The sequence below is a fragment of the Exiguobacterium profundum genome, assembly GCF_042652865.1.
Classification (GTDB): domain Bacteria; phylum Bacillota; class Bacilli; order Exiguobacteriales; family Exiguobacteriaceae; genus Exiguobacterium; species Exiguobacterium profundum.
Genome location: NZ_JBHSHG010000001.1, coordinates 1,876,227 through 1,893,932, shown reverse-complemented (window position 1 = coordinate 1,893,932; position 17,706 = coordinate 1,876,227). Strand labels below are relative to the sequence as shown.

Genomic DNA, 17,706 nt, shown 5'->3' with positions numbered 1-17,706 from the left:
GAATGATGATGTCTAAAATTCACGTCATTCATGAAAACGAAGAATGGACGAACCACCTTGTCCACCGTTTAAAAGAATTGAACTTGCCATATGAATTGTGGCACTTGGACCAAGGGACGATTGATCTCGAAGCAATGCCCCCGGAAGGTGTCTTTTATAATCGGATGAGTGCCTCCTCGCACACACGTGGGCATCGGTACGCACCAGAATTGACGGAAGGCGTCCTCGCTTGGTTAGAGGCAAACGACCGGACCGTGTTCAACGGCACACGTGCCATCCGCCTCGAAGTGAGTAAAGTCAATCAATACACGGCGCTTCGACGTGAAGGGATTCGCGTGCCGAAGACGATTGCGGCAGTCGGTAAGGCGCAAATCATCGAAGCGGCTGAGCAGTTAGCTTTGACGCCATTCATCACGAAACATAATCGTGCCGGAAAAGGACTTGGGGTCCAATTGTTCCATACGATCGAAGGACTCAAAGAATATGTATATGGTCCCTCGTTCGAGGAATCGGTTGACGGCATCACGCTCATTCAACAGTATATCGAAGCCCCGGAACCGTATATCACCCGTTGCGAGTTCATCGGCGGAAAGTTCCTTTATGCGGTCCGTGTCGACACGTCGGAAGGGTTCGAGCTCTGTCCTGCTGATGCCTGCTCGATTGAAGACCAGTTCTGCCCAGTCGGGGAGACGCCGCCGGCGAAGTTTGAAATCGTCGAAGGGTTCGATGACCCCATCATTCCAAAGCTCGAACAGTTCTTAAAAGCGAATGCAATCGATATTGCGGGGATTGAAATCATTCGAGACCAAGACGGCAACGTCTACGCATACGACGTCAATACAAACACGAACTATAATTCCGATGCTGAAGCGAAAGCCGGACGCTACGGAATGCTTGAATTGGCTACTTTCTTAGGCGACGCACTTCACGTCACTACGACAAAATAAGGGTCAGGCGCTCGCCTGACCCTTTTGCTGTGTATGTTTGAGTTGCTCTTCAAATCGATGTTGGACTAATTCTGCTGTCGGTGCCATTCGTTCGATGAACGAATCTAAACGTTCCGCAGTGTCACGATCGGTTTCTTTAAACACGCGCATCGTTGTTCACCTCGTTAATCAGGATAACTTGCCTACATCATCCTTAATTCCCGAGGTGTTATACGCGTAAACCTTTTACACGCTAAAGAATGTGCTCAAATTTTCTTTTGGTAAGATGTTCCCAACGTAGAAGTCGCCGAACTCTCCATACTTCGCACTTACTTCGTCGAAACGCATCTCGTAAACGATTTTCTTAAACTGAAGTGAATCTTCAGCGAAGAGCGTGACGCCCCACTCCCATGCGTCGAATCCAGTCGACCCACCGATGAACTGTTGAATCTTACCGGCGTAGCTACGGCCAATCATGCTGTGACGATACATGAGGTCTTTGCGCTCATCCATCGACAACATGTACCAGTTGTCGCCATCGCGACGAGCTTTACTCATCGGATAGAAACAGATGTGTGCGGCTTTTGGAAGTGTCGGATAGAGGCGTGAGCGGATATGAGGATTTTGATACGGGTCCCCGTCTCCAGATCCGCGATACATCCCGAGCTCGATGACCGACACGTATGAATACGACGGAATCATATAGTCGTATAGCGCCGTTTTGCGGAAGGCGCGCTCGACATCTTCAAGTTCGTTGAATGTCGGACGAAGCACCATCAAGACGAGGTCTGCCTTCTGACCGAGAATCGAGTAAAAGGCGTGGCTTCCTTCGCCTTTTGCTTCAACTTCTTCGAGAGAAGCGAGGAGCACTGTGAACTCATCAATCATCTGTTGACGCTTTTCAGCATCGACGAGTTTCAAACGAGCCCAATCAATCGTGCGGAAATCATGAAGTGTATACCATCCGTCTAATGTGGCGGCGGCATGTTGTGTATCTGTTGTAGGTACTGGACGTTCTGACATAAAAAAATCTCCTTTCGGGACTTGGCTTCGCCGTCTATTTTACCATACACGCTTCACTGACTGGCAACTTTGAGGCACTGTGAGGGTTATCACGATTCATGGCGGGTAAAGAACAGAGGACAGAAACATGAAAACGGCTACAAAAATGGCTGTATCAGTCGGTTTGTCAAAACTGTTCTATTCATATAATGATTGATTCTAAGCGATTTATGGCGAAATGGGCAGAATAGTTTATTTTGAAAAGGGTACTGTGTATAATTGAAATCGCGTAAAGACACAAGTCAACGGCAAAACCATTAGCAGTCATGCTGTAAATTGAGAAAAGGGGTTCATTCGTTATGAAATTATTTGAAACGTTGAAGCAAAAAGTTAGCCCGGTTCGTCCGACCATCGTCTTCCCGGAAGGTATCGATGAGCGTGTTCTTGGAGCCGCTGTTCGATTGAAAGCAGACGGTATGGTAGAACCAATCGTCGTCGGTGCGAAAGCAGATCTCGAAGCGGTTGCGGCGAAACACGGTTTCGACATCTCAGGTTTGACACAATATGACCCAGCGACATACGAAGACATCGATGTCCTCGTCGAATCATTCGTCGAGCGTCGTAAAGGAAAAGCAACGGCTGAACAAGCGCGCGAACTCCTTACATCAGACGTGAACTACTTCGGAACAATGCTCGTTCACACAGGCAAAGCAGAAGGTCTTGTCTCAGGCGCGATGCACGCGACGGCTGATACGGTACGTCCGGCACTACAAATCATTAAAATGCAACCAGGCATCAAAAAGACGTCAGGTGTGTTCATCATGGTACGTGACGACGAGCAATACGTCTTCTCGGACTGTGCGATCAACATCGCACCGGACGCGGCAGATTTAGCAGAGAACGCGTTCTTGTCGGCAGCGACAGCGAAGACGTTCGGTATCGACCCACAAGTCGCGCTTCTTAGCTTCTCGACGAAAGGTTCTGCGAAGTCACCTGAAACAGAGAAAGTCGTGGAAGCGACACGCCTGGCAAAAGAAAAATCACCGAACCTTCCAATCGACGGAGAACTTCAATTCGATGCGGCATTCGTCCCTAGCGTAGCGGCGAAGAAAGCACCGGGTTCTGACGTTGCTGGTAAGGCGAACGTATTCGTCTTCCCAAGTCTTGAAGCCGGTAACATTGGCTACAAGATGGTTCAACGTTTCGGTGGATTTGAAGCGATCGGTCCGATCCTTCAAGGTCTCAACAAACCAGTGAACGACTTATCACGCGGTTGTAACGAAGAGGACGTCTACAAATTGACGCTCATCACAGCGGCGCAAGCAATCGACGAGCGCAACGAAGCGTGAGTCCGGAGCATTCTTCTTATAGAAGGATGCTTTTTTTGATGGCTCGTTATAAACTATTCAAGAAAGGAGTGATGAAATGGACGAACTAGATGAGAGTGTTTTATTACCTGAAGGACATCGTTACGCTATGTTTGGTGGCGGGGATGATGATTCGATTAAGACGTATTATGAAGGGGTATTTGAAACGGTCTTCATCGTGTTTCATCCATTCCTTGCTCCAATAGGTCACCCCACCATGATTGATTGTTATGCCGATCTGGACAAAAACGAGGTCGAACAGCAATTTCGGTCCGTTACATGGGAAGAGATGAGGCGAAGACTAGGTTTTCGTGACGTGAGCCGTATCGACCACGCGCTCCGAACGATGATTGGGGCGCTGAAACTACACGCCGAAGATCGAGAAGGGGCGAATCGAATCATTGAATATTGCGAACGTGAGAATGTGCTCCCACCAGGTGAAGGGGAACTGTCGGATCTGCTAAAGAATCAAGTGTTGCGTGTACTTTTGGAGATGGGAGAAGGCTGGATCTGGACCGGAGACGAATTTTGTACGGAACGGCATCTCATCCATCTCAGTGAGACGCTAGCCGCTGATACGTGGGGCATGCAACATCGGACGTTTTTCGGTTACCATCATGAGTGGCTCATCGTACCACCTTGGGATAGCCATTTCACGTTGTTTTGTGGCAATCGCTCGTTGATCGAACAGGTCGTCGAACGATGCGAGCTCGAGGGATTTTATTGTGACGCTGAGACGACCATCAACTGGAGTTTGTCGGAGCATAAGCTGAGGTAAACTAAAAGAGGAATCCATGATTGAAAGGGGAACTATGTATGCAAAGCATCCATGCGACAGAATTAAGAGAAAAATTAGAGAACGGGGAGTCTCTCCATATCATCGATGTGCGCGAGCAAGATGAATATGAGGCAGGGCATATCCCGAACGTACCACTCTACCCATTATCGGAATTCCCACAAGTGACAGAAAAGTTGGCACAAGATAATGTCTATCACGTCATTTGTCGTTCAGGTGGACGGAGCCAGACGGCGTGTGATTACTTAGAATCGCAAGGTTATAAAGTCGTCAACGTTGACGGCGGAATGCTCGCTTGGGATGGCGACATCGAGGCGTGATGCTAGAGAATCCTTGGGTCGTTGTACCCCTTCTCATTGCGCTTTATCTCACTGTTTATGCGGTGATGAAGCGATTTGACTGGGAGAAGTGGCGACTCGTCTGGGCAGTGTGGGTGATGCTCATCATCATCCTATTGACGATTGAACTCATGACAAGTCTATAAAAAATGCGGAACCTTCTTTAACAGAGGTTCCGCATTTTTTTATCCGTCTTGGCGCTTATCGAATGTGATCGATGCGATGGCATCGTGTTGGTGAATCGACTCTTCGTTACGGCATTCGACGAAGAAGTTCACGACTTGTTTCATCTCGTACAAGTCAGCCGCGATCAAGCGGACCATGTCCTCGACGAAACGTGGGTTTTCGTACGCGATTTCAGTCGCACGTTTTTCATCCGGACGTTTAAGGACCGGGTGGAGTGGTGCTGAGGCGTTTGACTCTGCTGCATCGAGAAGTGCTGCACGCCAGTCGAATCCGTCCATCGATGTCTCATCAAGACCGGCTTCGATCGTGATGTACCCACGTTGGTTATGGGCACTGTATTCACTGATTTCTTTTGAGCATGGGCAAAGCGTCGTGACGTTGATGACGAGACCGACTGTCACGTTTGCAACACCCGTTTCGAGGTTATATGTCACACGGTGCATGACGTCCGCGTTCATCAAACCGCTAAGACCTGTCGCAGGTGCTTTACGCGTGAAGAACCATGGGTAACGGATTGTCAATTGGCCTTCTGTTTGTTCCATACGCTCGGCGAGCTCTTGCGCGAACTCGATTAACGAACGGTTTGATACCGTCCACCCTTGTTGATGGTACGCGTCGAGCTGCTCTGTCAAACGAGACATGTTGATCCCTTTACGGTCTTGTACGAGCGATGTCGTTAATTCAAATGTGGCGACCGTTGACTGGACCCCTTCTGGCGTCTCGACGTTCACGGGGTGCTTCACGTTTGAGATGCCGACACTGTCGAGGGCGAACAAGAAGTTTTTCGGTGTATTTTGTAAATCGACCATTTGTTCTTTTTCGGTCGGCTTTGTTCCTTTAATCGGTGGGACCGACCCGAACAATTTATGTCGTTCTGCTTTAGTAGGTAAAGCGACATGGCTTGTAGACATAATCGGATTCTCCTTTTTTCGAGCGGTTTAAAGCACCACTCGTTCTTGTTAGGATTTTATCACGAAATGATGGCTGAACGGGTATGATTTTGCTCTCATAACATGTTTTGAATATGCAATCGGAAAAAAATCCTTCAGATATTGAAGAAAGAGGATTGATTTACTTTGTGAACGGGAATAAAATGGTCCTGTGAACTTAAAAAATAGATCACTATTAAATATGAAGGAATTGAAAGAAAAAAGGAGATGTTTTTATGGATTGGCAGTTAGTCCTGCAGTATGCCTGGATCGTCGTCGTACTCGTCGGTTTGGAAGGCTTGTTATCTGCAGACAACGCGCTCGTCTTGGCCGTTATGGTCAAGCACTTGCCGCGTACAGAGCAGAAGAAGGCATTATTTTATGGACTCCTCGGGGCATTTGTTTTCCGATTTATCGCATTGTTCTTGATCTCGTTCTTGATTAACGTATGGCAAGTTCAGGCACTCGGTGCGCTTTACTTAATCGGGATGAGTGCGCGACACCTGTATATGACCTATAAGGCGAGAAAGATGGAGCCGAAGCAAGATTTGGCGGCCGAGGCGAAGGAAGAGACGGCTGTCACGGAGAAGCCGGTATCGAAAAAAGAATTTTGGCTCACTGTCGCAAAAGTCGAGTTTGCGGACATCGCTTTTGCCGTCGACTCAATCTTGGCAGCTGTCGCGCTTGCGGTCAGCTTGCCACCACTCGGTCTAGGTGAAATCGGTGGGATTGACTCGGGTCAGTTCTTCGTCGTCTTGACAGGTGGACTCATCGGGGTCGTCTTGATGCGATTCGCAGCTCGGATTTTCGTCAAGTTGCTTCATCATCGTCCGACACTTGAAACGGCCGCTTTCATCATCGTCGGTTGGGTCGGGGTCAAGTTGACGGTGCTCGTACTTGAACACCCTGGTTTCAAGGAATTGATTGCCGGAACACCATTCGAATTCATGGGACTCCCAGACGGGTTCGTCCACTCGACAGCTTGGACGATTTTCTTCTGGTCGGTCATGGTCGGGATTGCGACATGGGGCTGGTTCTCATCGAAACCGACAGCGGTCAAACAATAAAAAGTGGTCTCTCGTTTTTAAGCGAGAGACCTTTTCTTATGCAGTTACATTCTCTTTGTCGTAAATCGGTACCCAGCCTTCAGTCGTCACGAAAATACGAACGGCGACGACTTGGCGGTCTTCTTGTAATGTGAAGTAATGACGTGTGTTGACCGGCACGGAGATGAGATCACCTGGATTGAGTTCGATATTGAAGTATCCGCGTTCTGCATCGTCAATCGCAAAGATGCCGTGACCACTGACGATGAAACGAACCTCGTCATCTGTATGATGATGCTCTTTTTGGAAGTTGACGAGCAGTTCATCTAAATTCGGTGTCGCATCGGATAGCGAGATGACGTCAGCCGTCTTGTAGCCACGTCGTGCTGATACATCTTGAATCTCGTCACGGAACGTCGCCAAGATGGCTTCTTTGTCTTCGTCTGTCAGTTGGTAATTTTCCTGAAGAGAAGCCGGTAACTTTGCGATGTCCCATGCTTCGTAAAGGATGTCTCGTGATTCTAAAAAGGCACGTACCTCTTGTTGGTCGCTGACGCGTTCTTCTGTTTGTTGGAAATAAATCGTTGCCATGTTGAATTCCTCCTTATGAATGAACGCCTAAGGCGCGTAATTTTAATGAATAGCTGAACAAAAATTCATATGCTTCTAAATAACGTTTTGCCGCAGCTGGCGTCTCGCCCCAAACGGTGATTCCATGGTTCCGAATGAGGACGGCACCTGCATCGCTTGTGACGTGTGTGGCGAAAGCGCGAGCGAGCATCGGGATATCCGCGTGGTTCTCGATAATCGGGATTCGTACACTGGCCGTCTCTTCCCAATAACCGAGCGCTTTGATGATTTCTTGACCTGTGAACGTAACATGACCTTTTGCAGCATACAGTTCCGAGATGACGTTATTGTCGACCGTATGCACGTGAAGCGAACATGTTGCGTTCGTATTGTTGAAGATATCGACATGTAACAACGTCTCAGCCGACGGTTTGCCTGTCTGCTCTCCAATCAATTGACCGGTCGCATCAACGAGGACGAAATCTTCATCGGTGCGCTTTCGTTTATCACGACCGCTTGCCGTCACAAGGAATGTCAATGGGTCATCTGATACGCGGATCGCCAGGTTCCCGCTCGTTCCGGGGAACCAGTCTCGTGCGGCGAGCTCGTCTTTAATGTCGGCAAGTTCTCCCCACCGTTCTTGCACAGTCATACGTTCACTCCTTTCATATGAGCTGAGATATCGTAGAATGTCTCGAACGGAATATGTCGAATTCCTTCCGCCTCACATAGCGAAATCAATTGCCCCCGTGCATACACGACGTCGGCACGTTTGGCGATTTCAAAGTCGGTGACGGAGTCCCCGATGACAATCAACGTGTCGGTAGGTGAGACAATCTGTCGGGCAATCGTCGGCTTGCAGCATCCACAATCGTTCGAACAATGGACATCGCATGTATGAGGCCAGGTGACGTGTGCCGTCTCTCCAGAGAAATCAACATGATTGCAGTAGATGTGTTCCGGTTCGACGTAACCTTCTAGAATCGGATGGACGAAAAAGTCCATTCCGCCACTGACGACATCAAATCGAAAGCCGCATGACTGTGTCTCCTGTAAAAACTCGATAAACCCTGGTCGAAACGTTATGGTCGACTGAAGAAATTCACGGTACTTCAATTCCTGTTCACTCGGGAGCAAGCTGAACATCTGACCGACGCCTTCGCGAATGGAAAGCGTTTGGTTCAACACACCATCTTTAAGTTCGACCCATTCAGGTGGGGCGAAGCGTCGCATCAATGCGATGATGTTATCTTCTTCCGTGATGGTCCCGTCGAAATCACAGATGACGTGCGTACTCATCGTGCACCCCACGCATCTAAAGCAGTCGATAACGCATCGGTCTCGCTCGTCTTACCAATTGCTTGATCGATCGCTTGGCGGAACGCTCTCGCTCCGTCAGCCGCACCGTCTGGATGTCCGTGAATCCCACCACCCGCATTGATGACGACATCTGATCCGAAGTCACGAATCAAATCTGGTACGAGTCCAGGATGGATACCGGCAGACGGGACCGTCAGAATCGGTTTCGTCCAATGAGGTTCTGTCGCGTACGTCTGAATCTGTTGTGCCTCGTCTTTCGGTGTCGACAGTGAACCGTATGGCGACGGGAAGAGTGTCAAGTCTGCCCCGGCCAAGCGAATCAGTTTCCCGAACAGTAGGGAATGACGAACCGATCCGGTCAACGCTCCGGCAAAAGCGGGATGTGCCAAAATCGGGACATGAATCTCAGGATCTTTAGCGAGCTCGCGCAATGCGTCGAGCCCATACGTATATACGTTGAATAAGAGTGCGGTCGCGCCTGCCTCAATCAATCGCTTCGCCTGGTCGCGTAAGGTGAAAACGGGTCCGCTCAACGTGACGGCGTATAGAACGGAGCGACCGGTCGTTTCTTTATGCTCCCGGATGACCGATGCCCCGATCCGTGCCCGTTCGAGCGACGGGGTGAGCGGATTGTCATATAGAATTTCATCGTCTTTGACGAGGTCGATGCTGCCTGCGAACTGGTCCCGGAGTTGTGTCGCCAAAAAATCAAGGTCTCGTCCGATGACGCCTTTGAAGATGCTCATCGCGAGCGGGCGGTCGTGTACACGAAGGATGTCCCGGACCCCTTCAACTCCGAATGCGGCACCCGGAAAGTCCGGTGCGAGTTCCTCTGGAAGCGAGAGGTCGACAAGTTGAACGCCTGGGTCGAGGGAGAGCTTACCGAATGTCGTCGTCAGAATGGACGAAAAGTCCGGTGTCACGTTATGTAGCGGGTAGCGAATCGAGAAGCGACTTGTCGTTTCTTGTTGGGACGTGGCGATGACCTCACCTCGGAACGCTTGCAGTTGATATTGTTCGAGATGGTTCAACTCGGTCCATGTCCCGACGGTCAGCTCATGTGCGATTTTCTCAGCTACACGCTCGACGTGATCGGTATGTTTGATTTCATAAGTAGCGATGATTCCCATAAGTTCCTCCTTTCAGGTCAAACAAAAAATGACCTCATGCCAAGGCAAGAGGTCATTCAAAAAAACAATGAACTCTTATCTCTCAGCGTTAGCTGCAAGAATTAGCACCGTGCCATTTCTGGTCGGTTGCTGCGACATCATCGGGCTTGTCCCTCCGTCTGCTCTTGATAAGAATAGTTGTGAAGTTGTGAAATTTAATTGAATTTTTACATAGAATCGCTCACTCGTCAATTCCTTTTTTTGAGAAAAAAAGTTTAAAAATAATGTTTCTATATATGCGTGTCGAAAATAAGTGGGCGACTGAAAATAGAGGATTGACAACTAGCATGCCTAGTCCGTAATATTCGTCTCAACACGTCAAACACAATTACATCATTTACTCTTATCGCGAGTTGGCAGAGGGAATTGGCCCTAAGACGCCGCAGCAACCGACCATTTGGCACGGTGCTACATCCACCAGACACATGTCTGAAAGATGAGAGGAACAACCAATTTGGGTGTGCCTCTTTCTCGCGGAGAAAGGGGCTTTTTTCATGCATAGATCCAAGAAAGGGGAAAACCATCATGGCTTATGAGGCGTTTACAGAACAGAGTGTCGTCGACCACGTTCGACAGTTAGGGTTACTAGAAGAGGGGATTGCAGAATGCGAGGAGATCGGGGATGGAAATTTAAATCTCGTCTTTCGCATTCGTCAAGGAGAGACGTCATTGATTGTGAAACAAGCGTTACCGTATGCAAAAGTCGTGGGGGAGAGCTGGCCGCTCACGCTTGATCGGTCTTGGATTGAACAGCTGGCTCTTCGTGAATTTTCAAAAGTCGTGCCTCAGTTCGTCCCGAGTGTCCTCGGGAGTGACCGTGAACTCGCCTATACGATTTTAGAAGATTTATCATCGTTCGAAATCGTCCGCACCGGCTTCCTAAAAGGAGAGAGCTACCCGAACTTAGCCCGCCACGTCGGTACGTTCCTCGGGGAAACGTTGTTTGCGACGTCTGACTACGCGAACGGACCACTCGTGAAGAAACAAATCGAAAAAGAGTATTACAATCCAGAACTATGCGATATCACGGAGAAACTGATCTTCACCGACCCGTATCGCGACGCAGAATCGAATCAAATCGAGCCAGTCCTTCGTCCGGATGTGGAGCAACTCTGGTCAGACCTCGCTTTGAAAATTGAAGTGACCAAATTGAAGGTTGGGTTCGTGACGAAGCACGAAGCGCTACTGCACGGGGATTTACATACAGGAAGCATTTTTGCGACCCGTCAAGAAACAAAAATCATCGATCCCGAATTTGCGTTTTACGGTCCGTTCGGCTTTGACATTGGTCAAATCATTGCTCATCTGGTGTTCTCAACGTATGCGCATCCGTTGAAACGATTCGAACGCTTCACAGAAGTACTCACCGTCTGGGAGACGTTCGAGAAAACGTTCCGTACCCGCTTTACACAGGCCGCAGAGCCGTTCAACACAGTAGGATTCGTGGACGAACTGTTGCCATCCATTTTGAGTGACGCCATCGGCTACGCAGGCTGCGAATTGATTCGGCGGACTGTCGGTCTGGCTGGAGTCGCCGACTTAGAGACATTACCAGACGACCTTCGCATCGAACGGAAACGCCACGCCTTAGAGCTCGGTACGCGTCTCATCAAACAGCGCCATCAAATTCAATCCATCGATCAATTGATTCCAGTCTTGTCGGAGGTGCGCGTATGAGTGTGCAAAGTATTCATTTCGATGCCGACACGGAAGTGTTGACGATTTTAGATCAGACGCTGTTGCCGCAAGAAGAGCGCTATGTCGAAGTGTTGACGCTTGAACAGGCCGAGCAGGCAATCAAGTCGCTTCAAGTTCGCGGTGCACCGGCCATCGCTTATTTCGGAGCGTTTGTCCTTGCGAAAGAAGCGTCACGTCTGCAAGACAATCCATATTTTCATCTCCAATTGAATCAAGTCGGTCAACGGTTGATTGCGACAAGACCGACCGCGGTCAACTTACAGCATGTCATCGAATCACTCCTTCGATTGAATGTGGGGGAGGACTTTGAACAGATTGCAAAAGCAATCAAGCAGCGTGCGATTGAAATCTTTGAACAAGACGTGGCTACGTATCGCACGATTGGGGAACATGCGCTCACCGTGTTACCCGCTGGTGGCAACGTATTGACGATTTGTAACGCCGGTGCCATCGCGACGTCACGATACGGTACCGCGCTCGCGCCGTTCTATGTCGGGAAAGAGCGTGGCATCCCGTTTCGGGTGTTCGCGTCCGAAACGCGACCGCTGCTTCAAGGAGCACGACTGACCGTATGGGAGCTCGACCGGGCAGATATCGATGTCACACTGATTACAGATAACATGGCGGCCTGGACCATCCAGACGAAACAAATCGATGCTATCATCGTCGGGGCGGACCGCATCACCCGTACCGGTCATACAGCGAATAAAATCGGAACACTTCAGCTTGCGATTTTGGCGAAGCATTACGGCATCCCATTCTATGTGGCTGCTCCGCATTCGACATTCGATTTAGAGGCAGATGACACGATTCAAATCGAAGAACGGGACGCGCATGAAGTGACCCATATCGGGGGACATCCGACGGCACTCGTAGGCATCACCGTCTTCAATCCGGCGTTTGATGTGACACCACCCGAACTGATTACCGGTCTAATTACAGAGACAGGTGTGCTCGAACCGACTGAGTCGGTCATTGTAGAACATGTAGGAGGAAACACATATGTCTAAAAAAATCATCTTCTTCCTGTTGACCGTCATCCTGGCACTTGCCGGATGCACGAATGAACAGGCTCAACCGAAAACGACTACGACAACAAGTAAAACGGAAGCGAAAACCGTCAACGTCTCAAATGAAACGCTTCCGAAAAATCTAGAAGTCGCCCTCGTTATGCAGATGTCGATCGGGACGTTCTCTTCGCAGTATATCGAAGGGGTGACCGAGCAAGTCGAAGCGTTCGGTGGCAACGTGAAAGTGTATAATGCCGAAAATGATTTGTCGAAAATGGCGAGTTATGTCGATACGGCGACGACGCAAGGAGTCGATGTGATTTTGATTGACCACGGACGTGCCGATGCCTTGAAAGAACCGGTTCAACGGGCGCTCGACAAAGGCATCAAAGTCGTTGCATTCGATAACGATTTGACGAACGAAGGCGTGACGGTCATCGACCAAGATGATTATTCACTAGCATGGCGCTCGCTAAAAGCACTCGCGGAAGATTTGGACGGGGAAGGGAACATCGTCACGATTTGGGTCGGTGGATTCACCCCGATGGAACGTCGACATACGATTTATGACGCGTTCTTAAAACGCTATCCCGGCATCCAGGAAGTCGCAAAGTTCGGTTCGGCGACGAACAACACGGCGCTCGATACGCAAAGCCAGATGGAGGCGATTTTGAAGAAGTACCCGGAAGGCGAAATTGATGCGGTGTTTGCGATGTGGGATGAGTTCGCAAAAGGGGCGAGCCGTGCCATCAAACAGGCAGGACGTGACGAGATTGCCGTCTATGGAATTGATTTGAGTGACGAAGATTTACAACTTATGCAAGAAGAGGGAAGTCCGTGGAAAGTGACAGCTGCCACAGATCCAGCCGAAATCGGTCGCATTCAAGTCCGTTACGCTTATCAAAAAGTAGTCGGGGACGAAACGCCTTCAATTCATTCGGTCGACCCATATCTAGTGGATCGTGATGTCTTGCCGGACGAGGCTGTCACGATGGATGACCTTGGACAGTACGTTCCGGGTTGGGGCGAATCAAATGCGGCATGGTCGGATTGGATGAAGGAGACGGACTGATGATTCACTTGGAACGAATCACGAAACAGTACGGTGACGTCACGGTGCTTGATCAACTGTCATTCAGTTTGAAGCCTGGAGACATTCATGGTCTCCTCGGTTTGAACGGGGCCGGTAAGAGTACCCTCATCAAACTGCTAAACGGAACGGTCGAACCGACGTCCGGCGAATTGTCCATTGATGGAAAACCAATCTGGCTCACACCAGCGGAAGCGATTCGTCATGGCATCATCACGGTATCGCAAGAAGTCGATGATGCGCTCTATTTGGACTTGCCTGTGTATGAGAATGTCCTTCCATGGCAGACGGTGAAATGGATTCGCCCGCAACGTTTGAAAGAGCGAGCGCAACGCGTGTTGTCCCGAGTCGGTTTAGAGGTCGATCCAACGATTCCAGCCGGTCAATACCCGCTCAGCGTGAAGCAGCGCCTTCTCATCGCCCGAGCACTCGAGAGCGATGCCAAGTATTTACTCCTCGACGAACCGACCGCTGCCTTATCAGAAACGGAGGCCGACGCCTTACTGGAATTGTTACAGAAGCTTGCGACAGAAGGAGTCGGAATTGTATTGGTCACGCATCGTTCAAACGAGCTCACACGGGTCACGTCGACCTCTACGTTTCTTCGAGACGGACGTGTTGTGTACGATGGACCGTACCAATCGCTCTCCTCGGAAGCGGTGCAGACATTTTTGAGTGGGACGACATTTGATGCAGTGTTAGAAAAGGCAGTGCCTGAAAATGAGATTTTCTTGTCTGCGCAGTTGCCCCTTCCAGTCTTCCAATCTGACATTTCGATTGAAGCGTATCGCGGGGAAGTGCTCGGGATTGGTGGATTGACGGGAAGTGGGAAGACGGAACTGATGGAAGCATTGTTCGGTCTTTCTGGAATTCGTCAATCCATCACAATCGAGGGGAAAGAGCACGTGATCAAAGAACCAGCAGACGCCGTACGTTTAGGGTTTGCACTCGTTCCAGAGGAGAGACGTCGTCATGGATTATTTTTAGACGAGACGATTGAACGGAACGTGATTGCTGTCGCAGGAAAGACCGATGATGTCTCGGACGTATTGAAATCGCTTCGCGTCCGCTATGCGAACGTGAGACAACCGGTAAGTGAGCTGAGTGGCGGAAATCAGCAGAAGGTCGTCTTCAGCAAATGGTTGCTCGATAAACGAGACATCTATCTGCTCGACGAACCGACAAAAGGAATCGATATCGCAGCGAAACAAGACGTGTATGAACGCGTCATTGCACTCGCGAAACAAGGGAAGACCGTATTGTTCACGTCAAGTGAGCGACATGAACTTGAACGGGTCGCCAATCGGATTGTTTGGCTCGACCGTGGACAAATTGTAGAGAAAGGAGGCGTGTAAGATGGCACAATTGGTGGTCAAGGAACGAAAACGAATCAGCGGTCATATCGGTCAGTATGGGACGTTACTCGCAATCCTTGGTTTGATTGCGGTCTTTACCGTGACGAACGATCAATTTCTGACGTATGCAAATTTTAGTGACATTATCAAATCGGTTTCAATCGTGTCGTTACTTGCCCTTGGCGTCACATTCTCGCTCATCGTAGGAGGATTTGACTTATCAGTCGGATCAACGGCGAGTCTTGCGACAATCGGGGCGGCAGCAAGCCTCGTCCTTCATCGACAAGAGCTACTCGTCGCTCTGCTGATCCCACTTGCACTCGGGATTCTCGTCGGGCTGTTAAATGCGCTCGTCACAATCAAGTTTCGGTTGCCGGATTTACTAGCGACACTCGCCATCATGTACGTCATTAACGGGATTCAATTGACGTATACGAAAGGATTCTCGATTTATGACAACATGCCGATTGAAGGGGGGACGGCGCCAGGACGTTTCATCCCGTCGTTTCTATTCATCGGTCAAGGGACAATCGGTCCGATTCCGTTCGTCGCCCTACTCATGCTGGTATTCTTTATCGGAGCGCATCTGTTCTTGACTTATACGCGGACTGGGCGTGAGTTTTATTACGTCGGATCGAACGCCGAAGCGGCCCGTCGTTCTGGGATTGCCGTGAATCGCATTAAACTTTATGCCTACGTGCTCAGTGGGTTGTTTGCGGCCATCGGTGGGATCATTCTTGCATCTCGGATTGGGACTGGTCAGGTCTCGGCTGGGGCACCCCTCTTGATGGATGCCGTCGCGGCTGCTTACATTGGTTATGCTGTCTTCGGAACAGGGCGTCCGAACGTCATCGGAACATTGATTGGAGCTATTTTGATTGGGATTCTTCTAAACGGACTGACGATGTGGGATGTCCCGTATTATGCGCAAGACATCGTCAAAGGGACGATTCTCATCGGAGCGCTCGGTCTCTCATATATTCAAAAGAAGCAGCGGACATAACGAAACCCCGGACATCAGTTGTTCGGGGTTTTGCTGAGTTCATGTGTCATCGAAAGAAAAGGATACACTCCACCGTTCGTCTCCTGCATAAATATTTCCTGTGGGGTGAAACCGAGCGATTCATATAAACGGATCGCTCGCTTGTTGAACGTGGCGACAGTAAGACACACATTGCAAGTCCCATATGTCGCATCAATCCAATTTAAAATCGATGTTAGAAATCGATATCCATTGCCGTTGCCCGTCAAATCAGGGCGCATGCCAAGACCGATGGTAACAGTTCCTGGTGATTCGAATTGTAACGTGACAAAGCCAATCATCTCATTCGTTTCAAGGACGGCGAACGTCGTATCGCCCCGTTCATCTGCATCTAAAAATGAGGTGAGGTCTTCCTCGTCGGCGTCCATATTGTAAAACGCGTAGTCGCCTTCATAACGCCACTCAAAGGCGATACGTTCGGCTTGCTCTTGGGTGAGTGGTTGAAACGTATAATTCATTGAAATTCCTCGTCTCTGATGGAAGTGGTCGTGCTACACTCAAATCGTATCATGAAAATAAAGGGAGGGGACAAGATGGCAGTCAAGTTGGATATGATCGGCATCGTCGTGAAGGATATGAAGCGCTCACTCGATTTTTATCGTGCGCTCGGGTTTGAGATTCCGGAAGCGATGAATGGAGAAGCGCATGTGGAAATCGATGAGGGGGGCGTGCGTCTCGCGTTCGATACGGTGGAAGTGGCCGAATCGGTGTACGGGGAATGGAAACAGGCAGAAGGACATCGGATTGAGCTTGCCTTCTTATGTGAAAGTCGAGAGTCGCTGAATACTTTGTATGATTCAGTCCTTGAACAAGGTTATGCGTCACACAAAGCACCGTGGGATGCGTTCTGGGGTCAACGTTACGCCATCCTGTACGATGCGGATGGGAATTTGATTAGTCTGTTCGCCTCATAAAAATAATCCCGGGCCATGTGGCTCGGGATTATTTTTTGTCGTGGCACTCTCCCCATGAACAAAGGGCATTCATGGCGGGTTGCAGTCCGAGGGCGTCTTCGGTCAATGAATATTCGACGTGCAGGTGCTTCTCGGTCGAGTAGTCGACACGGCGAACCATGCCGAGCTGCTCGAGCTCGCGCAATTGGTCGGTCAACACTTTTCGGCTGACGTCCGGAATCGCTCGTTGAATATCAGAAAAACGAAGCGGTCCATCTTGAAGCGTGCAGTACACTTGGGGGCGCCATTTGCCGCCGATAATCTCAAGTGCGCGGTTGACGGGGAACGATGTGGTCATGTTCAAGGAACCTCACTTTCGGGTAGTTACTTCAATGTGCGTACTTTTTTTCTTGCTTCAATGACAGTATCTTATCGTTATCCGCTAAATTGAGCAAACAAAAAGGAGTAGATGAAACATGACATATCCAAGAACGTTTTCACACATCGGTCTTTCTGTACCGAGCGTCGCTGAGGCCGTAAAATTTTATGAGGACGTGATGGGGTGGTATACGATTATGACACCATCAGACGTTGTCGAGGATGATTCGCCAATCGGTGTGATGTGTACCGACGTCTTCGGACCGGGCTGGGGCAAATTCCGAATCGCTCATATGTCAACGGGAGACGGAATCGGGATTGAGTTGTTCGAATTCCCGAACAACGAAACACCAGAAGACAACTTCGAGTTTTGGAAGACAGGGATCTTCCACTACTGTGTACAAGACCCTGACATCGAAGGGCTCGTCGAGAAGATTGTCGCTCACGGCGGGAGACAACGGATGCCGATTCGTGAATACTACCCAGGTGAAAAACCGTACCGCATGGTGTACTGCGAAGATCCATTCGGCAACCTCGTTGAAATTTATTCACACTCATACGAACTCACGTATTCGGAAGGAGCTTACTAAA

General features: G+C 49.6%; 22 protein-coding genes and 2 riboswitches. Of the genes, 13 read left to right on the top strand and 9 right to left on the bottom strand.

Annotated features, from left to right (window positions below; all coding sequences use genetic code 11):
• Positions 1-8: 8 nt before the first annotated feature.
• Positions 9-947, top strand: coding sequence for an ATP-grasp domain-containing protein (locus ACFO4U_RS09670; protein ID WP_074035547.1), 939 nt, complete (start codon positions 9-11; stop codon positions 945-947).
• A 3-nt stretch (positions 948-950) separates the two neighbouring features.
• On the opposite strand, the gene ACFO4U_RS09665 is transcribed toward ACFO4U_RS09670, so the two are convergent.
• Together ACFO4U_RS09665 and hemQ are read right to left on the bottom strand one after the other, a co-directional pair.
• A complete protein-coding gene (locus ACFO4U_RS09665) occupies positions 951-1,097 on the bottom strand; it encodes a hypothetical protein (RefSeq protein WP_012727492.1) in 147 nt (48 codons plus the stop codon).
• Positions 1,098-1,172: 75 nt separating this feature from the next.
• Positions 1,173-1,949 (bottom strand): hydrogen peroxide-dependent heme synthase, encoded by a 777-nt coding sequence (gene hemQ, locus ACFO4U_RS09660; protein WP_215243598.1) that lies wholly within the window; start codon positions 1,947-1,949, stop codon positions 1,173-1,175.
• A gap of 338 nt (positions 1,950-2,287) precedes the next feature.
• Between hemQ and pta the strand changes: the two genes are divergently transcribed.
• From pta to ACFO4U_RS09640, 4 genes are all read left to right on the top strand, one after another.
• Positions 2,288-3,277 carry a phosphate acetyltransferase gene (gene pta, locus ACFO4U_RS09655; protein WP_012727490.1) on the top strand — a complete coding sequence of 330 codons (990 nt, stop codon included), beginning with the start codon at positions 2,288-2,290 and terminating at the stop codon, positions 3,275-3,277.
• Positions 3,278-3,353: 76 nt separating this feature from the next.
• Positions 3,354-4,073: a DUF2711 family protein gene (locus tag ACFO4U_RS09650; protein ID WP_215243599.1), complete on the top strand. Its 720-nt coding sequence runs from the start codon at positions 3,354-3,356 to the stop codon at positions 4,071-4,073.
• 38 nt (positions 4,074-4,111) lie between these two features.
• Complete coding sequence (locus tag ACFO4U_RS09645) at positions 4,112-4,411, top strand: rhodanese-like domain-containing protein (protein WP_041917952.1); 300 nt, start codon at positions 4,112-4,114, stop codon at positions 4,409-4,411.
• Complete coding sequence (locus tag ACFO4U_RS09640; protein WP_260563887.1) at positions 4,387-4,575, top strand: hypothetical protein; 189 nt, start codon at positions 4,387-4,389, stop codon at positions 4,573-4,575. The genes ACFO4U_RS09645 and ACFO4U_RS09640 overlap by 25 nt, the downstream gene beginning before the upstream one ends.
• Positions 4,576-4,614: 39 nt before the next feature.
• Here ACFO4U_RS09640 and folE2 read toward each other — a convergent pair whose 3' ends face one another.
• Positions 4,615-5,526 carry a GTP cyclohydrolase FolE2 gene (gene folE2, locus ACFO4U_RS09635; RefSeq protein WP_215243601.1) on the bottom strand — a complete coding sequence of 304 codons (912 nt, stop codon included), beginning with the start codon at positions 5,524-5,526 and terminating at the stop codon, positions 4,615-4,617.
• Between the two features lie 254 nt (positions 5,527-5,780).
• On the opposite strand from folE2, the gene ACFO4U_RS09630 reads away from it, so the two are divergent.
• Positions 5,781-6,611, top strand: a complete 831-nt coding sequence (locus ACFO4U_RS09630; protein WP_215243602.1) for a TerC family protein — start codon at positions 5,781-5,783, stop codon at positions 6,609-6,611.
• A gap of 36 nt (positions 6,612-6,647) precedes the next feature.
• Here the strand turns inward: ACFO4U_RS09630 and ACFO4U_RS09625 are convergent, their stop codons facing one another.
• The 4 genes from ACFO4U_RS09625 to ACFO4U_RS09610 are packed head-to-tail and all read right to left on the bottom strand — an operon-like array spanning position 6,648 to position 9,610.
• Positions 6,648-7,181 carry a 1,2-dihydroxy-3-keto-5-methylthiopentene dioxygenase gene (locus ACFO4U_RS09625; protein WP_214690395.1) on the bottom strand — a complete coding sequence of 178 codons (534 nt, stop codon included), beginning with the start codon at positions 7,179-7,181 and terminating at the stop codon, positions 6,648-6,650.
• A gap of 13 nt (positions 7,182-7,194) precedes the next feature.
• Positions 7,195-7,812, bottom strand: a complete 618-nt coding sequence (locus ACFO4U_RS09620; protein ID WP_074035559.1) for a methylthioribulose 1-phosphate dehydratase — start codon at positions 7,810-7,812, stop codon at positions 7,195-7,197.
• Positions 7,809-8,459 (bottom strand): 2-hydroxy-3-keto-5-methylthiopentenyl-1-phosphate phosphatase, encoded by a 651-nt coding sequence (locus ACFO4U_RS09615; RefSeq protein ID WP_214690396.1) that lies wholly within the window; start codon positions 8,457-8,459, stop codon positions 7,809-7,811. The genes ACFO4U_RS09620 and ACFO4U_RS09615 overlap by 4 nt, the downstream gene beginning before the upstream one ends.
• Entirely contained in the window at positions 8,456-9,610 is a 1,155-nt protein-coding gene (locus tag ACFO4U_RS09610) for a 2,3-diketo-5-methylthiopentyl-1-phosphate enolase (RefSeq protein WP_215243603.1), read from the bottom strand. The genes ACFO4U_RS09615 and ACFO4U_RS09610 overlap by 4 nt, the downstream gene beginning before the upstream one ends.
• A 72-nt stretch (positions 9,611-9,682) precedes the next feature.
• Positions 9,683-9,784, bottom strand: a riboswitch (SAM riboswitch).
• A gap of 205 nt (positions 9,785-9,989) precedes the next feature.
• Positions 9,990-10,092, top strand: a riboswitch (SAM riboswitch).
• Positions 10,093-10,174: 82 nt separating this feature from the next.
• Here ACFO4U_RS09610 and mtnK point away from each other — a divergent pair.
• Genes mtnK through ACFO4U_RS09585 form a run of 5 tightly spaced genes read left to right on the top strand, consistent with a single transcriptional unit; the run spans position 10,175 to position 15,805 of the window.
• Positions 10,175-11,326 (top strand): S-methyl-5-thioribose kinase, encoded by a 1,152-nt coding sequence (mtnK, locus tag ACFO4U_RS09605; protein ID WP_159563039.1) that lies wholly within the window; start codon positions 10,175-10,177, stop codon positions 11,324-11,326.
• The gene (gene mtnA, locus ACFO4U_RS09600; protein WP_012727480.1) at positions 11,323-12,357 is read left to right on the top strand and encodes an S-methyl-5-thioribose-1-phosphate isomerase; all 1,035 of its coding nucleotides are present in this window, start codon (positions 11,323-11,325) and stop codon (positions 12,355-12,357) included. The genes mtnK and mtnA overlap by 4 nt, the downstream gene beginning before the upstream one ends.
• The gene (locus tag ACFO4U_RS09595; protein WP_159563037.1) at positions 12,350-13,429 is read left to right on the top strand and encodes a sugar ABC transporter substrate-binding protein; all 1,080 of its coding nucleotides are present in this window, start codon (positions 12,350-12,352) and stop codon (positions 13,427-13,429) included. The genes mtnA and ACFO4U_RS09595 overlap by 8 nt, the downstream gene beginning before the upstream one ends.
• Positions 13,429-14,802 carry a sugar ABC transporter ATP-binding protein gene (locus ACFO4U_RS09590; RefSeq protein WP_215243604.1) on the top strand — a complete coding sequence of 458 codons (1,374 nt, stop codon included), beginning with the start codon at positions 13,429-13,431 and terminating at the stop codon, positions 14,800-14,802. The genes ACFO4U_RS09595 and ACFO4U_RS09590 overlap by 1 nt, the downstream gene beginning before the upstream one ends.
• Before the next feature lies 1 nt (position 14,803).
• Entirely contained in the window at positions 14,804-15,805 is a 1,002-nt protein-coding gene (locus ACFO4U_RS09585; protein WP_012727477.1) for an ABC transporter permease, read from the top strand.
• Positions 15,806-15,819: 14 nt separating this feature from the next.
• Here the strand turns inward: ACFO4U_RS09585 and ACFO4U_RS09580 are convergent, their stop codons facing one another.
• The gene (locus tag ACFO4U_RS09580) at positions 15,820-16,302 is read right to left on the bottom strand and encodes a GNAT family N-acetyltransferase (protein ID WP_215243605.1); all 483 of its coding nucleotides are present in this window, start codon (positions 16,300-16,302) and stop codon (positions 15,820-15,822) included.
• Positions 16,303-16,377: 75 nt separating this feature from the next.
• Here ACFO4U_RS09580 and ACFO4U_RS09575 point away from each other — a divergent pair, with 75 nt between their 5' ends.
• Positions 16,378-16,758: a VOC family protein gene (locus ACFO4U_RS09575; RefSeq protein WP_159563035.1), complete on the top strand. Its 381-nt coding sequence runs from the start codon at positions 16,378-16,380 to the stop codon at positions 16,756-16,758.
• A 28-nt stretch (positions 16,759-16,786) separates the two neighbouring features.
• Here the strand turns inward: ACFO4U_RS09575 and ACFO4U_RS09570 are convergent, their stop codons facing one another.
• Entirely contained in the window at positions 16,787-17,095 is a 309-nt protein-coding gene (locus tag ACFO4U_RS09570; RefSeq protein ID WP_078147739.1) for a winged helix-turn-helix transcriptional regulator, read from the bottom strand.
• Positions 17,096-17,213: 118 nt separating this feature from the next.
• Here ACFO4U_RS09570 and ACFO4U_RS09565 point away from each other — a divergent pair, with 118 nt between their 5' ends.
• Entirely contained in the window at positions 17,214-17,705 is a 492-nt protein-coding gene (locus tag ACFO4U_RS09565; RefSeq protein WP_074035577.1) for a lactoylglutathione lyase family protein, read from the top strand.
• Position 17,706: the final 1 nt, after the last annotated feature.